We start from the raw sequence: 15,578 nt of genomic DNA on the forward strand, positions 1-15,578 counted from the left end.
CCGGGTCAGAACCGGTCATGACAAAATCACTGGAGGTGCAGACATGTACGACGTCGTCATTATCGGTGGCGGGCCGGCTGGACTCTCGGCGGGGGTCTACGCGGCGCGTGCCAACCTGAAGGCGCTGATTGTGGAGCGCGGCCTGCCGGGCGGTCAAATGCAGAACACGCTGGAAGTGGAAAACTACACCGGCATCAAGACGATCTTGGGGCCCGAGCTTTCCGAATCGATGCGGGACCACGCAGAGTCGTTGGGCGTGGAGTTCAAGATGGCCGAGGTCGAACGGGTTGACCTGGAAGGCCAGCCCAAGCGGGTCTACACCAGCGAGGGTGAGGTGTCGGCCAAGGCGGTGATTGTCGCCACCGGCGCCACACCGCGGCGTCTTGGCATCCCTGGCGAGGACAAACTGTCGGGGCGCGGCGTCAGTTGGTGCGCCGTGTGTGACGGGGCGTTCTTTCGCAACAAGCGGATTGCTGTGGTCGGCGGCGGTGACAGCGCCTGTGAGGAAGGCGTGTTCCTCACCCGCTTCGGCGAGAAGGTGACCCTGATTCACCGGCGCGACAAGCTGCGGGCGCAGCCGATTTTGCAGAAGCGCGCCTTGGAGAACGAGAAGATGGAGTTCATATGGAACCATCAGGTGGTCGAGGTGCTGGGTGACGATAAGGTAACCGGCATCCGGATTCGCCATGTCGCGACCGGGGAGGAGCAAACCTTGGATGTGGACGGTCTCTTTATCTATGTCGGGTTTGACCCTATCACATCGTTCCTTCAGGGCAGCCGCATCTTGGACGAGAATGGTTACGTGCTGACCGACGAGGATATGAAGACCTCGATTCCTGGCGTGTTTGCCGCCGGCGATGTGCGGGCCAAGGGGCTGCGGCAAATCATCACGGCGGCGGCGGAAGGGGCGATAGCCGCTATGTCCGCGTATCATTACGTGGAATCGCTCGCCGACGGGGAACCGGTACCGAAGGAGGCGGGCGAGGTGACCGTCAAGCCGTGAGCGTGAGAGAATTTGCGATGTCACACATTTTTAAAGCGGATGTAATACACATGAAACATGACCGTTGTAGGATAAAGATGCATCACATTTGACCCCCTTATTCATATAGATGCTTGTTGGGCGCCGCGTTGTCGGCGCCGCTTTTTTATGGTGATCACGCCTCCATTCTGGCCTCTTTCGTACGCATCCACTGCAAAATAGGTCTTTGCGACAAGATATAGGCCTTTACGGTGCTCGTTCCCATTACATACATGTACATCACAGGCTATGGGGAGGGAGGGATACGGAGGATGGACGACTTCAAGAAGGAACTGCAAAAGCTGAACATCGACGAGTTCAAAGCCAGCGAGGTTGCTCCTGCAGAGGGCAAAGGGTCCAAGGATGCGGTGCTTGCCCAATTCGGCTGTTTCCGCTGCTTTAACTGCTTTCGGTGTTTCAATTGCTTCCGCTGTTTCAACTGCTTCCGCTGCTTCAATTGCTTCCGTTGCGGCGCCTGCGGGCGTTGCTTCTGAATCCTATGGGCAAGGCGGCTGGAGCACTGTGCTGGCGAAGTGAACGAGGAACACATACAGGTTGTCCGTACGGCAAATGCTCCCTGTGCGCACCGCATCGCACAGGGGCATTTGCCGTAAGGGCAGATTCCGGATGGGCACATAAGATGGGGAAGACGGGAGCCTTGTCGGAGCATGACGGACATGGAGGAGGGGCCGAATGAGCGCTTTGCAGCCTTCGATGCGAATGAAAGTCAAGGCGGACACGTTTTTTGTTCCGGACCCGGACGGTGACAACGTGTATTTCCGGAACAACGAAGGTTCTTTTCGCATAGAGGGGAGGTCAATCCAGCTGTGGATGGAGAAACTGCTGCCCATGTTCAACGGGCAGCACACGCTGCAGGAGTTGACCGACGGATTGCCGGGACCGTACCGCGACCGGGTCTACGAGATTGCCGAACTATTGTATATGAACGGCTATGTTCGCGATGTGAGCACGGACCTTCCCCATCAGTTGCCGCACCAGGTGGTGACGAAGTACGCGTCGCAGATCGAGTTCCTTGACAGCCTGGGCGGGAACGGAGCATATCGCTTTCAACGTTACCGCGGGGCCAAGGCGTTGGTGGTGGGGTGCGGTCCGTTTCTCCTCGCGCTCATCGGGGCGCTGCTCGAGTCCGGTTTGCCGCGGATGCACCTGTCGGTGACAGATTCCACGCCCACAAATCACCAGCGAATCGCGGAGTTGGCGCAACATTTCCGACAGGCGGACCCTGAAGTGAGCGTTGTGGAAGTGGATCCGCCGCAAAAAATGGGAGCCTGGCGGGAGACGGTGCGCCCCTTTGACGCCGTGTTCTACGTGAGTCCGTCGCTGGACCTGACGGAATTGCTCACCCTGCAGTCGGCGTGCCGCGCGGAACACTGCTTGTTTGTGCCGGCTGTGTTTGCGGAGCAGGCGGGCATCGCGGGGCCCCTCGTGCGCCCGGACAGCCAGGTCTGCTGGGAGTCGGCTTGGCGTCGTTTGCACCGCTCGACTGTGTGCAAAGACCCCGAGCTGCACCCGTTCTCTGCGACGGCAGCCGCACTGCTGGCGAACGTGGTGGTGTTCGAGTGGTTCAAGGTAGTCACCGAAGTGGACGATCCGCACGCGCAGGCGTCGGTCTTCCTGCTCAACCTGGAGACGCTGGAGGGCGACTGGCACTCGTGTCTACCTCATCCGCTGGTTTCTGGGCTGGGGTCGCCAAAGCGGGTGGAGCGTCTCGATATCCTGGAGCCTCCGCGCGAGTCCGGCGACGGGGAGCACGGTGTCCTTCCCTACTTCGCCGGACTGACATCGGCGACGACCGGTGTTTTCCACCTCTGGGAGGAAGGCAGCCTCCCGCAGTTTCCACTCCCTCAGTGCCGAGTGCAGCCGGTCGATCCGCTGTCTCTCGGACCGGCTCGCTTGCTTCCGGACCTGGTCGCCGCCGGCCTCACGCACGAAGAGGCGCGGCGGGAAGCTGGATTGCTGGGAATCGAGGCCTATGTGGCGCGTTTGGCGGAGCAGGTGGTGCCCCCTGCGCTGGCCAATCCGGACGAGTGTATCGGCGTGGGAACGGGTGTCACGGCTGCGGAAGCGGTCTGCCGCGGTCTGGCCAAATGTTTGGCCGCGGCGCTGCCCCGGCGCCTGGCTGGTGGCAGTCCGCGGGCCCACGCCGTGCAGCTGGGCGCGGTCGAAGACAAGCACTGTCGCTTCTATCTGCAGGCTTTGGCGGCGCTGGGAGCGAACCCGGTGATTGGGCTGGGGCAGGCGGTCTGTGGCCTCCCGCTGGTGTGGGTGGGTGAGAACGGGCGCTGGTACGGAAGCGTGGGGTTGAACGAAACCTTGGCCCTGCGGGCCGCCCTGCAACAGGCTTTGCGCGCACAGAACTCCCTAGAGGGTCCCACGACGTCCGCCGTCCAACTCCAGTCCGTCCACCTGGCCGGCGGACCGGCATCCCTCTTGGCCGTTCCCGCCTGTACGGCTGCCTCGTGGCCAGAGGTCCTGCGGGCGGCCTGCACCGTGTTGGAGCGGAATCACAAACGCATCGACATCCTGGACCTGACGCTGGAGCCGTTTCTGAGCCAGCCGTTGGTCGGTGTCTTCGGCGTACTCGTGCGGGACGAGGAGGGAGCCTGATGAGCACGGTCCTGGTGATTGGCGAAGGTCTGCTGGCGAATCGGGTGAGTGAAGAACTGGCGTCCGAGCATGATGTGGTTCTTAAGCCGGACGTGGCGGCCGAATGGCCCGATTCCGTGCGCCTGGCGCTCGTTGTCCATGACCAATGGCACCCGGCGGTCCACCGGCGGGCGGAAGACGTGTTTCCGCCGCGCGGCATCCCGTGGCTGCGCGGGTTTGTCGCCTTGGGAGTGGCGGCGGTGGGCCCGCTGGTGCTCCCGGGACAAGTGGGTTGCTCCCAGTGTGCCGACTTCCGGCGCTGGATGGCGGGGCCAGACAGGCCGGAGATGCGACAGCTCATGCAGCGGTGGACGGAGCGTGGCGGGCCACAACACGACCCCTGGGCGTCGCGCTCGGGCCTGCTGCAGGTGGCGCAGCTGGTGGCGGAGGAGGCGCGACGCCTGTTGGCGGGCCGCCCGCCGCGGACGGAGGGCCACATGTACCTGGTCCATTTGAAAACGCTGCGGAGTTCTCGGCACCGGTTTCTGCCCAATCCGCTGTGCGCCGTCTGCGGACAACCGGCCGAGGACTCGCCAACCAACGCGCAGATTCCGCTGCTATCAAGTCCAAAAGTCAGCCGAGACAGCTTTCGCTGCCGTTCCCTCGGAGAACTGAAACCGGTTCTGGAGCGCGATTACCTGGACGGCGAGACCGGACTTCTGAACGGCAAACTGCACGACCTCGGCTCTCCCTTTGCGGCGGCCAGCGTCAATCTGCCCTTGGTTCAGGGCGACGAGCCGACGGCCGGCCGGACACTCGCTTACGATGAAGCGGAGTTGACCGCGATGCTGGAAGCGCTGGAACGCTACTGCGGATTGGCGCCGCGCGGCAAGCGGGCGGGGGTGCGCGGCTCGTTCCGCAGCCTGGCCGCCGACGCGCTCAATCCCGCCGCCGTCGGCCTGCACCGTCCCGACCAGTACGCGCGGCCCGACTTCCCGTTCCAACCCTATCATCCGGACCGAGAATTGGATTGGGTGTGGGGCTACTCGTTCCTGCGCCAGGGTCCCATCTTGGTGCCGCGGCTGCTGGCCTATTACAGCCTTGGCTGCGGGGACGGCTTTGTCTATGAAACGTCGAACGGGTGCGCGCTCGGGGGGACTCTGGTGGAGGCGATTTTCCACGGCATTCTCGAGGTCGTCGAACGCGACGCCTTTCTGCTCACTTGGTACGCGCGGCTGCCGGCCCCGCGCCTGGACCCAAGTTCCCTGGACGACCCGGAGCTGCGCGCCATGATTCACCGCTTTCAGGAATTCACCGGCTACGACTTGTTTTTGCACAACATCACCATGGAGAACCGCATTCCCAGCGTCTGGCTGACGGCAAAAAACCGCCGCTCCACCGGGGCCAACCTCGTCTGTGCGGCCGGCGCACATCTGGACCCCGTCCGGGCCATCAAGAGCGCCTTGCATGAGTTAACCGGAACCTTGGCGTTCCTCAATGACCGGTACGAAGCCAACCGGAATCGGTGCCAACAGATGTATTACGATCCGTTCTCCGTCCGCCGCATGGAGGACCATTCGCTGTTATACAGCTTGCCGCAGGCCGAGGAGAGGCTGTCCTTTTTGCTCGACGGTCGCGATGAATCGCGGGCGTTCAGTGCCGCCTTCCCCCACTGGGAGACGCACGCGGACCTGGCGGATGACCTGAGGGACGTGCTGGCAGTGTTTCGCCGCCTCCAGCTTGACGTCATTGTGGTAGATCAAACCGCGCCTGAACTGAGGCGCAACGGGCTACATTGTGTGAAAGTCCTGATTCCGGGCATGCTGCCGATGACCTTTGGGCATCACTTGACACGCCTCGAGGGGCTGGAGCGCGTGCTGCGGGTGCCCCAGCAGCTGGGGTATACCAAGCGGCCGTTGCGACGGAGTCAGTTGAACCCGCATCCACACCCGTTTCCATGAACGCTTGGAGGTTATAGGATGGATTTGCAGGAGTTCCTCCACAACCTGCATTTTGATGTCGACAAGGTGCGTCCACCGGACTGGCACGTGGATTGGGCGGACGCCCCGCTGCCTTACAAACTCTACCGTGGCTTGCCCGCCTTCCCGCTGTCCGCGGAGGTGCCGCTGACCCTTGCGCCCGATGCCCCAGTCGCCGTCCCAGGCGCGGAGGCGGATTTGGGGCGGATTGGCCACTTTCTGTGGTATATGTACGGGCTCAGCCAATTCAGCCACTCGGCTCTGGCTCTGAGCGCGGAAGGATCCGATGCACTTCCCGTGTATACGCCACGGCGGTTTGTGCCTTCGGGCGGGGCGCTGTACCCGAGTGAATTGTACACCTACCTGAAAATCCGCGGCCTTCCCCAAGGTGTGTACCACTACGACGCGGCGCACCACCGTCTGGTCTTGCTCCGGGAAGGAGACTTTGACTCGTACCTGGAGCGGGCGCTCGGTCGCGGCTGTGACCTGTCCGCCTGCTTAGGGGCGTTGTTGGTGTCAACCATGTATTGGAAGAACTTCTACAAGTACTCGAACTTCGCCGCTCGCCTGCAAGGCCTGGACGCGGGAGTTCTGCTGGGGCAGGCGCTGTCCGTGGCGGAGCGGTTTGGTTTCACCTGCGCCGTGCACTATCAGTTTCTCGATCTGGCCGTCAACCATCTGCTCGGGCTCGATTGGCGGGAGGAGACCGTCTTCGCCGTCGTTCCGCTGTCACAGCAGCCGGTGGACGTCTGGTTCACGAGCGACCGGAAGAGAAGGGAGAGCGTCACCGCGTCGGATCTTTGCGACTCGTTGCCGCCGTTGCCGCACCGGCACTTCGTCCGCTCGCGGACGGTCAAAGACTGCCCGACGCTGGTAGAATTGAACCAAGCGGCGGCGTGGGATGCCGTCGCATGGACTCGCTGGGTACGGGAGAAGGAGGGGAAAGAGTTGGTGCCGTCGGTAGCCGCGACGTTCTCGCTGCCTGCGACGGGGGCTCCCGTGCACGACCTGGCGGCGGCCTGTCGAGCCCGTCATTCCCCAGGCACGGATTTCATCCTGGGAAGGGTGGACGCCGCGCAGTTGGCCGCCCTGTTGCACGAGACCATGGCAACCTCCGGGTACGCGAACGATCTCGATGGAGTTCAGGGTCAACTTGCGTCGCGGCTGTCTCTCTGCTGCTGCCTGTACGGTGTCGACGGCATCCCGGACGGCGCCTACGTCTATGAACCTGCCCACCATGAACTCCTTTGTATGAGCCGAGGGGATCATAGGCACCGGTTGCAACAGGCGATGACGCTGCCTACCGTGAACCTATTTCAGGTTCCCGTCTGCCTGCACGTGGCGGGCCATCGCCACCATCTGCGACCATTTGGCGCGCGGGGGTATCGGATTCAGCAGATGGAAGCGGGGATGTTGGTACAGAGATTGTTGCTTGCCGCGTGCTCGCTCGGTATGGGCGGACACCCGCTGCTGGGCTTCGAGGCGATCCCGTGTGATCAGTTATACTGTCTGCCAGAGCAGGGGAAAACCAGCCTCATCCAGGTGCCGATTGGCCCGTACCGGCCTCATCCCCGGCTGCAGGCAGGGTTGCACACGTAGGGAAGGAGAGGAAGGGGCGATTTTGGACGAGGTTCAAGTCACCGGAGTTTGTGAACGGCGGCTGGCCTATGGTGAGCCCCGGCGCACCCGTGTAGCCAAGAGCACGGTTTGAGCCCCAGGACCGCGGCGTGATATGCTACTCGTGGAGGGGGGAGGGCGCTTGCAGATCATTGTCAACTGCTGCGTGCCGTGGCAGGGTGGCATTGTCATGATCCAGAAACCGCGCCGCGGCTGGTGGTACCTGCCGGGCGGCAAGGTGGATCCGGGCGAGATCTGGTTGGAGGCGGCAGTCCGCGAGGTCCTGGAGGAAACAGGGTTGACGGTCGACAACCTGCGCCTGCGCGGGATTCACTTGGTGCAGATTGAGCCGGGCTCCGGTGAGCCGGGACACGAGCAGGCCATCATTCAGTATTCCGCAGCGCAGGCCACAGGCGAGCTGCTCTCCCAGTCCAAAGAAGGGCGTCTGGCCGTCGTGGCTCCGCAGGAGTTGGAGCGCCTGCCGATGAATGAAGGGGACCGGCGGATGGTGCAGGCGCTCTTGTGGGCGGATGCTGGAAGTGTGAATACGGTATTCTATGGAAAATTCCGATACACACCGGCGCACGAACTGTTGGAGTGGCGATTGCTGCCGGAGACGGATATCGCCGCATCGCTTGAATCTGGGCTGGTAGGATTGGATTTTGCCAGTTGGCGGAGAGGAGTCGGACGGGACCGGTGAGGTGTTACTATGGGGTCGATGTAGGGGGCACGGCGGTCAAGACGGCCGTGTTGAACGAAGACGGGGTCATCATCGCAAAGCGAGAATTTCCAACAGAGGCCGAACGCGGCTTCGAGGACCTGGCCCAGCGGCTCAGCCGCATCCTGGACGAGCTGCGGCAAGAGGCCGGCCTCACTGTGGAGGATGTTTGCGGGGTCGGTGTCGGGGTGCCGGCCTTCCTGGACGGGGATGTGATTCGGGAGGCGGTGAACCTCGGGTGGCACAATGTTCCACTGCGTCAGTATTTGGAAGACGCCCTGCACAAACCGGTGCGCGTCGACAATGACGCCAATGTGGCCGGTCTGGGCGAAGCCTGGAAGGGCGCAGGTGCCGGCGCCCGAACGGCGTTGTGCGTGACGGTTGGCACTGGTATCGGCGCCGGCATCGTGATCGATGGAAAGATTTATCGGGGCGTGAACGGATCGGCGGGTGAGATCGGTCACATGGTGGTTCGGCCCGGGGGCCGGTTGTGCAATTGCGGCAATCACGGCTGTCTGGAAACGTTGGCGTCGGCGAGCGCATTGGTTCGCGAGGCAAAACGGCTGCAATCGGTGGGCGAACTGCCGGACGACCTGGAAATCGATGGGGCGCAGCCGATCTTTGCGCTGGCGGAAGCGGGAAACAAGGTGGCGGCAGGTATTATCTGGGACGCCGGACATTGGCTGGGTTATGGCCTGGCGAGTACGGCGTCGGTGCTGAATCCAGACGTGATTGTGGTCGGAGGCGGGGTTTCCAAGGCGGGCGAGGAACTGCTGCGGCCTGTGCGCGCCGCGTTTGTGGAGTATTCGGCCAGCCGGGTGCACGAAGCGGTTGAGATTCGCTTGGCGAGCCTGGGCAATGACGCCGGTGTGGTGGGGGCGGCGCGGCTGGCGGCGCAGGCGTTCGGATAACGGGCGCAAGGTTGTCCCTTGGACTGGTGAGGCAGGGTTCGCAAAGGGGGGAAGAACGTGGCTGCGGCATCGTTGCAAATCCTCATTCTGACTGGCATGTCGGGCGCCGGCAAATCGCTGGCCATGCAAGCTCTCGAAGATATGGGCTACTATTGCGTCGACAACCTGCCGCCCGCGCTCATTCCCAAGTTTGTCGACCTGATCCGCCAGTCGGCCGAAACGCTGCATAAGACCGCACTGGTCTGTGACCTGCGCGGAGGCGACCTCTTTCAGCCGTTGGTCGACACCGTTCGCTCGTTGCGATCCCAGCCGGACATGGAGGTCACGCTGGTCTTTTTTGACGGCGATGATGCGACCTTGGTGCGCCGCTATAAGGAAACGCGCAGGCGCCATCCGTTCGTGGAAGGGACGCGGCTGTTGGACGCCATTCAGGCGGAGCGGGCGGCTCTCGCGCAGGTCCGGGAGGAGTCCGACATCATCATCGATACCTCCGGTTGGAAGCCGGCGCAGCTGAGGGACGAGATTGTCCAGCGGTTTGGCGAAGGGAAACGTCTGCTGCCGGTACACATCATCTCTTTCGGCTTCAAGTACGGCGTTCCCATCGATGCCGATATGATCTTCGATGTCCGCTTCCTGCCCAATCCGCACTACATTGAGGCGCTGCGCCCTTACACGGGTGAGGACGGTCCGGTGTACGACTACGTCATGCAGTGGTCGGCGACACGGGAATTTCTGCGGCGCATGGAGGACTTAGTGGATTTTCTCATTCCCCAGTACACGCGCGAAGGGAAAAGCCACCTGGTCATCGGTATTGGCTGCACCGGCGGCAAACACCGCTCGGTGGCGATAGCCCGCCATCTGAAGCGACACATTCGGGCGAACGCGGAGGTCTACCTGACGCATCGAGATTCCGGGCGGGAGGGGTAGGCTGTGAAACGTTGGTGGTTGCTGGCTTGGACCCTCGGCATCTTCGGATGCGGTATTCTCGCCGGTGCTATGGGCTGGCGGCGGGCGGTCGGGCCCAATGACATGTTCTGGCTTGGGTCTGCCGTGCTGGCGCTCGCCATGCTCCTGCTGGCATTCGGCTGGTGGCGGTCGATCATGGAGAACCGCAAGCGGGTGAAGCACCTGCAGCGCCGGCCGCGCATTGTCGCCATCGGTGGGGGCACTGGATTGTCCGTGATTTTGCGCGGTTTGAAGGAGTTTCAGGCTGATATCACGGCCATCGTGACCGTCGCCGACGACGGCGGCAGCTCGGGCCGGTTGCGCTCCGATTTTGCCATGCCGCCCCCCGGTGACATCCGCAACTGTTTGGTTGCCCTGGCCGATACCGAGCCGCTTCTGGAGCGGCTGCTGCAGTTTCGTTTTCCGAGTGGCGGTGGGCTGGCCGGGCACAGCTTCGGCAATCTGTTTTTGGCCGCGATGACCCACATCATGGGCGATTTTGAGTCGGCCATCCGCGAGACCAGCCGCGTCCTGGCCGTGCGCGGCCGGGTGCTGCCTGCGGTCAAGCAGGACGTGACGCTGCGGGCAGTGCTGGAAGACGGATCGGTCGTGGATGGGGAGTCCAACATTCCGAACGCGGAGCGGCCGATTCATCACGTGGAACTTGTGCCCGCCGAGGTAGATCCGCTCCCGGAAGCGCTGGAGGCGATTGCCCAGGCGGACGCCATCGTGGTTGGGCCCGGCAGTCTGTACACCAGCATCTTGCCCAATCTGTTGGTGCCAGGCCTGGCCAGTGCGATAGCGGCCAGCCCCGCCAAGAAGATCTTTGTCTGTAACGTGATGACGCAGCCGGGGGAAACCGATTCATTTTCGGCTTCTCGCCACGTGGAGGTCATCTACCAGCATGTCGGCCAGCGGCTGTTTGATTACATCATTGTGAATGGGGCAGCCCTGCCGAAGGAGGCCTTGGAAAAGTATCAGTCACAGAACTCCTACCCGGTGCAGGTGGACATGGAGGCGTTGCACCGCATGGGCCTGCGCGTGATTGCGCGCGATTTCGTGCACTTCGCCACCTATGCCCGTCACGACAGCCGCTTGGTGGCCGAGCAGATTGTCAGCCTGATTGGCTACGAGCGGCAAAATCCGGCCCCGGTGACGCTGTGAGCCGCTGCGGAGCCGGTTTCTGGCCTCATGGCACACCCCGTTGCCCAGGGAGCGGGAGTGAAACACGCTGGACATCCGTCCGTAAGGAGGCGACCGGTCCTGTCGTTTGCAGCACGCACAAAAAAGGAATTGACCCTGGTGCAGGAACCTGCCTGCTGCCGGCGGGCCGAGCTCCAGGCGTTGGTGCTGGGCAGCGGCCGCATCCGCGAGGTGGACAGGCGGCCGGTGCTGGACGTAGAAACGGAAAATGTGGCCATTGCCCGGCGCATCTATACGCTGATCAAGGACGTACTCGACGTGCGTCCGGAGGTGCTGGTCCGACGCAAGATGCGCCTGAAGAAGAACAACGTATACTGCGTACGGGTGGCGGTGCAGGCGTTCGGGGTCCTGGGCGAGCTTGGGCTCAGTGGACGCATCGGCGAACCCTTGCGCTTGACCGGCGCCGGGGCGCACAAGCCTTGCTGCAAGCGCGCCTTTCTGCGGGGGGCGTTTCTCGCGGGCGGATCGGTCAATGATCCCGGCAGCAACTCCTACCACCTGGAAATGGGCGCCCAGGATGAACGGACAGCCGAATCGCTGTTGGGGTTGATGAACGGATACGGCCTGCACGCGCGCCTGCTGAGGCGCAAAAAGGGGTTCGTGCTCTACCTCAAGGAAGGCGAGAAGATTGTAGAGTTCTTAAGCATCATCGGCGCCCACCAGGCGCTGTTGAAGTTTGAGGACGTGCGTATCCTCAAAGGGATGCGCAACCAGGTTAATCGCCTGGTCAACTGCGAGACGGCGAATCTCAACAAAACCATCAGTGCGGCGGTGCGACAGCTGGAGGTCATCCGCTACATCGACGAGCGGGTTGGGCTGTCCAGTCTGCCGGATCACCTGCGCGAGGTGGCGGAGATGCGCCTGCGCCACCCCGATGTCAATTTGCAGGAGCTGGCGTCGCGCATGCCGCATAAGGTGACAAAGTCGGGGCTGAACCATCGTTTTCGCCGCCTGGAGGAGATCGCCCAACGCCTGCGACAGGAGGGCCATCCCTGAACTGGAGCTTGTGACGAAGCGGCGAAATGCATAGGAAGGGCCGGAGTTGGCGGGCTGGGGGCGATTGGTTCAGACTTGCAAACATGCTATACTTTCCACAACAGAGACTGGGGAGGTTCGTCTTATGGTTGAAAACACAGTCACCGTACGCTTGCGCTCGGGTTTGTTGGCCCGGCCTGCGGCGTTGTTTGTCCAAGAAGCCAATCGCTTTACCAGTGAAACGTTCGTCGAGAAGGATGGAAAATCGGTGAATGCCAAAAGCATTATGGGCATTATGTCGTTAGCGATAGCTCACGGCCAGGAGATCACGATTCGGGCTGACGGCCCGGACGAGGCGGAAGCGGTGCAGCACCTGGTCGCCATGGTGAGCCGCGAGGAATAAGGGGGCCAGCCGACAGTTCTTCTGCTCCATCCTGTCACATAGGCTGTACCATGACAGCCGGATAGGGGGAGCGACATGCGCGGAAGGGCACGTGCGCCGGCGTCCGGACAGCGTCGCTTTCGCCCGAAGGCGACGAAAGGACGAGGCCGTTTGTGGGCCGGATTGGCGGCCGTCCTGTTCCTGTTGGCAGCCGTGTATGGGATGTACAGCGCCGTCGACCCCTCGCAATCTTTCAATCCCTTGTGGCGCGAGGTGACCATAGGTCAGACGGTGATCGGCGACTGGCGGTACGGTGGCCAGGACGAGGAAGGATATCTTAAATTCTACCATGACGGCGAGACGGTCGTTTTGCCGCCAAGTGCCCGGGTGCTGGATTTGGACGGGCGCTTTGTCGTGCTTGAGGGTCATTCGGCCAGTACCCTGTCGTTCGCGTATCCGTTGGCGGCTATTCCTCTGCCGTGGTTGATGGGCATCCTGATTGCCGTCGCGGGCTGCGTGGGTTTCGTCTGGCACCGCCGGCGGGCGCTGCGCAGACGGCGATGGCAATCTTCTCGTTCGCTGGCATCCGGGTTGAGCAGGCGGCGGGTGGTTGCAGTGGTCTCACAGCCGACGGCACCGTTTTTTCCGGCGCCGGGGCGGCGTTGGCGGCGCCCGTCGCGCTGGGTGTATGCAGCCAAAGGCTTAGCCCGCCGCCTGCGCCGCGGGCGCAGGGCGCGGCGGTTTCGCCCGCGCCCGCTCAGGGGCCGGCGGTGAAATGTGCGGGTGTCCTCGACAATCTGCGGGCGGATCTCATGTACTGTAAGGGCACGGATCATGGGCGGGAGCGCTGCTCGCCCGCAGAATAGGTCGAGGAGGGATAGCATGGGTGTGTTCGGTGTGTACACCAAGTGGGCGATTGTGTTCCTGATTATCTTCGTGCTCTTCTTCCTGGTTGTCCCGGCAGCCGCACCCGGCGTCCAGGACGGGGCTGTCGCCACAGTCAGCTATTGACCGGTGATGAACGTTTGCGAAGGCCGCCCCGCGGGGCGGCCTTTGTGGTGGCGGAGTGGACGATTTTGCCCCCGCGCATGCGGCATGGTACCCTAGAGGAAAGGCAGAACCAGGAGGAATGAGGCGGCCGATGGGGCTTAGACCAGGGCGCGTACAGCGTATTCATAAACGTGAAAATCGGGGCATCGACCGAAGCAATGAGCCGTTTGTGATTGAGCGGTTCTCACGTCGTCAGGGGCTCATCACCATCCGCCGACCGGCCCTGGAGGGCGGCTACAAGCAGCAGATGCGCGAGATCTACCCACAGTGGGGGATTGGTGTGAGCACCTGCCTGATTGATGGTCAGCCGGTCAAACACCCACGCCTGCATTTTGATCACTATGTGGACTTGGTCAAGGTGTGGGAAGATCAAGACTACATCTACGTTGAAGATATGTACGTCGACGTGCTCATCTTTGAGCGTTCCTATTACCATGTGATTGACCTGGAGGAGTTCGGCGAGGCGCTATACAACCGGCAAATCAGCGCGGCTGAGGCAAACCGGGTGATGGAGAACACGCAGCGGTTTGTCGACGGCATTAAGCGCAGCCGCCTGTCTTACCAGGTGTGGAAGCAAAAGTACGGGGCGCGGTTGCACCTCCCGCGCTAACCACCATCGTGATGCAGACAAGCAGAGGGAGACAGAGGCGGCCGATGGCCGCACCCTGCCTGCTGACTGCGTGGACACAGGGCAGATAAGGCTACTCGATCTGTTCCATCACCTTTGCAGCGGCCTGCTCAGCCGCCGCGTTCCCGCCGTCTTGCTTGAAGCGCTGTCCGCCCCTGCGCAGCGCCTCCCAGGCGGCGATGCCGACGCTTGCCCCTACCAACATGGCGGTCATCGTATGCATGCCGTTGCGTCGTCTGGGCATCATCCGGTGACGGACACCGTCAGCCATTCCACTCATCAGGTCCCACATGGCCAGCACCTCCCGGGCGTATTGTACCCAGCCGTTGAATTTGCTATTTGTGAAGTCAAGGACAACCTGTGAGGAGGACTCGCGTGCGGGACGAAAACTCATGCAGCGCAGCGCATAGACTAGTGACATGGTACGAGCAGCATCGGCGGGACCTGCCGTGGCGCCGGACGCGCGATCCGTACGCCATCTGGCTGAGTGAAACGATGTTGCAGCAGACCCGGGTCGAAACCGTGATCTCCTACTACCAAGAGTTTCTCCGCCGTTTTCCCAGCGTGGGCGCCCTGGCGGCAGCTGAAGAAGCGGATGTGCTCAAGATGTGGCAAGGGCTCGGCTATTATTCACGGGCACGCAACCTGCACCGGGCGGCTCGGCTGGTGGTGGCGCGGTACGGCGGCCGCATTCCGGACGACGAGGAGAGTTTGTCCGAGCTGCCGGGCGTTGGCCCCTACACGCGCGGCGCGGTGTTGTCCATCGCGTTCGACCAGCCGGTGCCGGCCGTCGACGGGAACGTGCTGCGGGTGATGGCGCGCTTTCTCGGCATTGACGATCCGATTCAGTCCCCGGCGGTCAAGCGCCAAGTTCACAGCGTGGTCGCGGGATGGCTGGCCGAAACCCGCCCGTCCCAGTTGACGCAGGCCCTGATGGAGCTTGGCGCGCTGGTGTGCGTGCCGCGGCAGCCGCGCTGCACCGATTGCCCTCTGCAGGACGAGTGCACCGCCTTCCGGACGCATCGGACGCAGGAATTGCCGGTTCGCGCCAAGGCGCGCCCGCGGCGGGAGGTGGTCGTGGTGGCGCTGTGGTGCGAAGATGCTCGAGGGGTCCTGCTGGAGCAGCGGCCAGGGCGGGGATTGCTGGCCCGCCTGTGGCAGCTGCCGGCGACCGAACTGCCGATGCCGCTCGCGGCCAGCGATGAGGAGACGAGGCAGCGGGCGGCCGGGCAAAAGTTGGCCGAGCTGTTCGCCGCCGAATGGACGGAGGGAGGAGGGGCCGCGGCCACAGCGGTGGCCGAATCCGGTCCGCGTGCGTTTGCCTTGGTCGGCCGGGACCGGCATGTATTCTCGCATGTGGAATGGGAGGTCTTTGTCTATCGCCCGATTTCGTTGACAGCCTATCCGGCGCGTCTGCCAGAACCTTATCGGTTTGCCCGGCTGGATGACTTGCGACCGTTTGCACTGCCCAGGGTATACGAGCGGCTGCTGCGGTCGATACCAGCTGGTAGGAATCTCTGCCGTGAAGAGTGAGTGAATGGG

General features: G+C 62.7%; 16 protein-coding genes. 15 read left to right on the plus strand and 1 reads right to left on the minus strand.

The window, feature by feature from the left end; genetic code table 11:
- Positions 1 to 43 precede the first annotated feature (43 nt).
- The 14 genes from trxB to ASH01S_RS09775 all read left to right on the plus strand — a co-directional run bounded on the left by trxB (position 44) and on the right by ASH01S_RS09775 (position 14,018).
- Complete coding sequence (gene trxB, locus ASH01S_RS09715; RefSeq protein ID WP_067927143.1) at positions 44 to 1,003, plus strand: thioredoxin-disulfide reductase; 960 nt, start codon at positions 44 to 46, stop codon at positions 1,001 to 1,003.
- 290 nt (positions 1,004 to 1,293) lie between these two features.
- Complete coding sequence (locus ASH01S_RS09720; RefSeq protein ID WP_067927144.1) at positions 1,294 to 1,515, plus strand: heterocycloanthracin/sonorensin family bacteriocin; 222 nt, start codon at positions 1,294 to 1,296, stop codon at positions 1,513 to 1,515.
- 199 nt (positions 1,516 to 1,714) lie between these two features.
- A complete protein-coding gene (locus ASH01S_RS09725; protein ID WP_067927146.1) occupies positions 1,715 to 3,649 on the plus strand; it encodes a putative thiazole-containing bacteriocin maturation protein in 1,935 nt (644 codons plus the stop codon).
- On the plus strand, positions 3,646 to 5,589 hold the full coding sequence (locus ASH01S_RS09730; RefSeq protein WP_067927256.1) for a TOMM precursor leader peptide-binding protein: 1,944 nt from the start codon (positions 3,646 to 3,648) through the stop codon (positions 5,587 to 5,589). The genes ASH01S_RS09725 and ASH01S_RS09730 overlap by 4 nt, the downstream gene beginning before the upstream one ends.
- 18 nt (positions 5,590 to 5,607) lie before the next feature.
- Positions 5,608 to 7,206, plus strand: a complete 1,599-nt coding sequence (locus tag ASH01S_RS09735; protein ID WP_067927148.1) for a SagB family peptide dehydrogenase — start codon at positions 5,608 to 5,610, stop codon at positions 7,204 to 7,206.
- Between the two features lie 160 nt (positions 7,207 to 7,366).
- Positions 7,367 to 7,924, plus strand: a complete 558-nt coding sequence (locus tag ASH01S_RS09740) for an NUDIX domain-containing protein (RefSeq protein WP_067927150.1) — start codon at positions 7,367 to 7,369, stop codon at positions 7,922 to 7,924.
- Entirely contained in the window at positions 7,921 to 8,853 is a 933-nt protein-coding gene (locus tag ASH01S_RS09745) for an ROK family protein (protein ID WP_067927153.1), read from the plus strand. Before ASH01S_RS09740 ends, ASH01S_RS09745 begins: the two co-directional genes overlap by 4 nt.
- Positions 8,854 to 8,910: 57 nt before the next feature.
- On the plus strand, positions 8,911 to 9,780 hold the full coding sequence (rapZ, locus tag ASH01S_RS09750; protein ID WP_169794217.1) for an RNase adapter RapZ: 870 nt from the start codon (positions 8,911 to 8,913) through the stop codon (positions 9,778 to 9,780).
- Positions 9,781 to 9,954: 174 nt separating this feature from the next.
- A complete protein-coding gene (gene mgfK / locus ASH01S_RS09755) occupies positions 9,955 to 10,962 on the plus strand; it encodes a gluconeogenesis morphogenetic factor MgfK (RefSeq protein ID WP_373278563.1) in 1,008 nt (335 codons plus the stop codon).
- Positions 10,963 to 11,061: 99 nt separating this feature from the next.
- Positions 11,062 to 11,997 carry a DNA-binding protein WhiA gene (whiA, locus tag ASH01S_RS09760; protein WP_067927262.1) on the plus strand — a complete coding sequence of 312 codons (936 nt, stop codon included), beginning with the start codon at positions 11,062 to 11,064 and terminating at the stop codon, positions 11,995 to 11,997.
- A 124-nt stretch (positions 11,998 to 12,121) separates the two neighbouring features.
- Positions 12,122 to 12,379 carry an HPr family phosphocarrier protein gene (locus ASH01S_RS09765; protein WP_067927159.1) on the plus strand — a complete coding sequence of 86 codons (258 nt, stop codon included), beginning with the start codon at positions 12,122 to 12,124 and terminating at the stop codon, positions 12,377 to 12,379.
- A gap of 75 nt (positions 12,380 to 12,454) precedes the next feature.
- Positions 12,455 to 13,132, plus strand: coding sequence for a hypothetical protein (locus ASH01S_RS09770; protein ID WP_067927162.1), 678 nt, complete (start codon positions 12,455 to 12,457; stop codon positions 13,130 to 13,132).
- Between the two features lie 108 nt (positions 13,133 to 13,240).
- Positions 13,241 to 13,369 carry a hypothetical protein gene (locus ASH01S_RS19500; protein WP_281178210.1) on the plus strand — a complete coding sequence of 43 codons (129 nt, stop codon included), beginning with the start codon at positions 13,241 to 13,243 and terminating at the stop codon, positions 13,367 to 13,369.
- 130 nt (positions 13,370 to 13,499) lie between these two features.
- Positions 13,500 to 14,018 carry a ribonuclease FAU-1 family protein gene (locus ASH01S_RS09775; protein WP_067927164.1) on the plus strand — a complete coding sequence of 173 codons (519 nt, stop codon included), beginning with the start codon at positions 13,500 to 13,502 and terminating at the stop codon, positions 14,016 to 14,018.
- A gap of 91 nt (positions 14,019 to 14,109) precedes the next feature.
- On the opposite strand, the gene ASH01S_RS09780 is transcribed toward ASH01S_RS09775, so the two are convergent.
- Complete coding sequence (locus tag ASH01S_RS09780) at positions 14,110 to 14,328, minus strand: hypothetical protein (RefSeq protein ID WP_067927166.1); 219 nt, start codon at positions 14,326 to 14,328, stop codon at positions 14,110 to 14,112.
- Positions 14,329 to 14,411: 83 nt separating this feature from the next.
- Between ASH01S_RS09780 and mutY the strand changes: the two genes are divergently transcribed.
- Positions 14,412 to 15,569, plus strand: a complete 1,158-nt coding sequence (gene mutY, locus ASH01S_RS09785; RefSeq protein WP_067927168.1) for an A/G-specific adenine glycosylase — start codon at positions 14,412 to 14,414, stop codon at positions 15,567 to 15,569.
- The last annotated feature ends 9 nt before the right edge of the window (positions 15,570 to 15,578 follow it).

It is taken from the genome of Alicyclobacillus shizuokensis NBRC 103103 (genome assembly GCF_001552255.1).
Classification (GTDB): domain Bacteria; phylum Bacillota; class Bacilli; order Alicyclobacillales; family Alicyclobacillaceae; genus Alicyclobacillus_G; species Alicyclobacillus_G shizuokensis.

Excerpts from the sequence above, each read along its gene's own strand:
- trxB (WP_067927143.1), top strand. The coding sequence starts at position 44 with ATGTACGACGTCGTCATTATCGGTGGCGGGCCGGCTGGACTCTCGGCG.
- ASH01S_RS09720 (WP_067927144.1), top strand. The coding sequence starts at position 1,294 with ATGGACGACTTCAAGAAGGAACTGCAAAAGCTGAACATCGACGAGTTC.
- ASH01S_RS09725 (WP_067927146.1), top strand. The coding sequence starts at position 1,715 with ATGAGCGCTTTGCAGCCTTCGATGCGAATGAAAGTCAAGGCGGACACG.
- ASH01S_RS09735 (WP_067927148.1), top strand. The coding sequence starts at position 5,608 with ATGGATTTGCAGGAGTTCCTCCACAACCTGCATTTTGATGTCGACAAG.
- mgfK (WP_373278563.1), top strand. The coding sequence starts at position 9,955 with ATGGAGAACCGCAAGCGGGTGAAGCACCTGCAGCGCCGGCCGCGCATT.
- ASH01S_RS09765 (WP_067927159.1), top strand. The coding sequence starts at position 12,122 with ATGGTTGAAAACACAGTCACCGTACGCTTGCGCTCGGGTTTGTTGGCC.
- ASH01S_RS09770 (WP_067927162.1), top strand. The coding sequence starts at position 12,455 with ATGCGCGGAAGGGCACGTGCGCCGGCGTCCGGACAGCGTCGCTTTCGC.
- ASH01S_RS19500 (WP_281178210.1), top strand. The coding sequence starts at position 13,241 with ATGGGTGTGTTCGGTGTGTACACCAAGTGGGCGATTGTGTTCCTGATT.
- ASH01S_RS09775 (WP_067927164.1), top strand. The coding sequence starts at position 13,500 with ATGGGGCTTAGACCAGGGCGCGTACAGCGTATTCATAAACGTGAAAAT.
- ASH01S_RS09780 (WP_067927166.1), bottom strand. The coding sequence starts at position 14,328 with ATGTGGGACCTGATGAGTGGAATGGCTGACGGTGTCCGTCACCGGATG.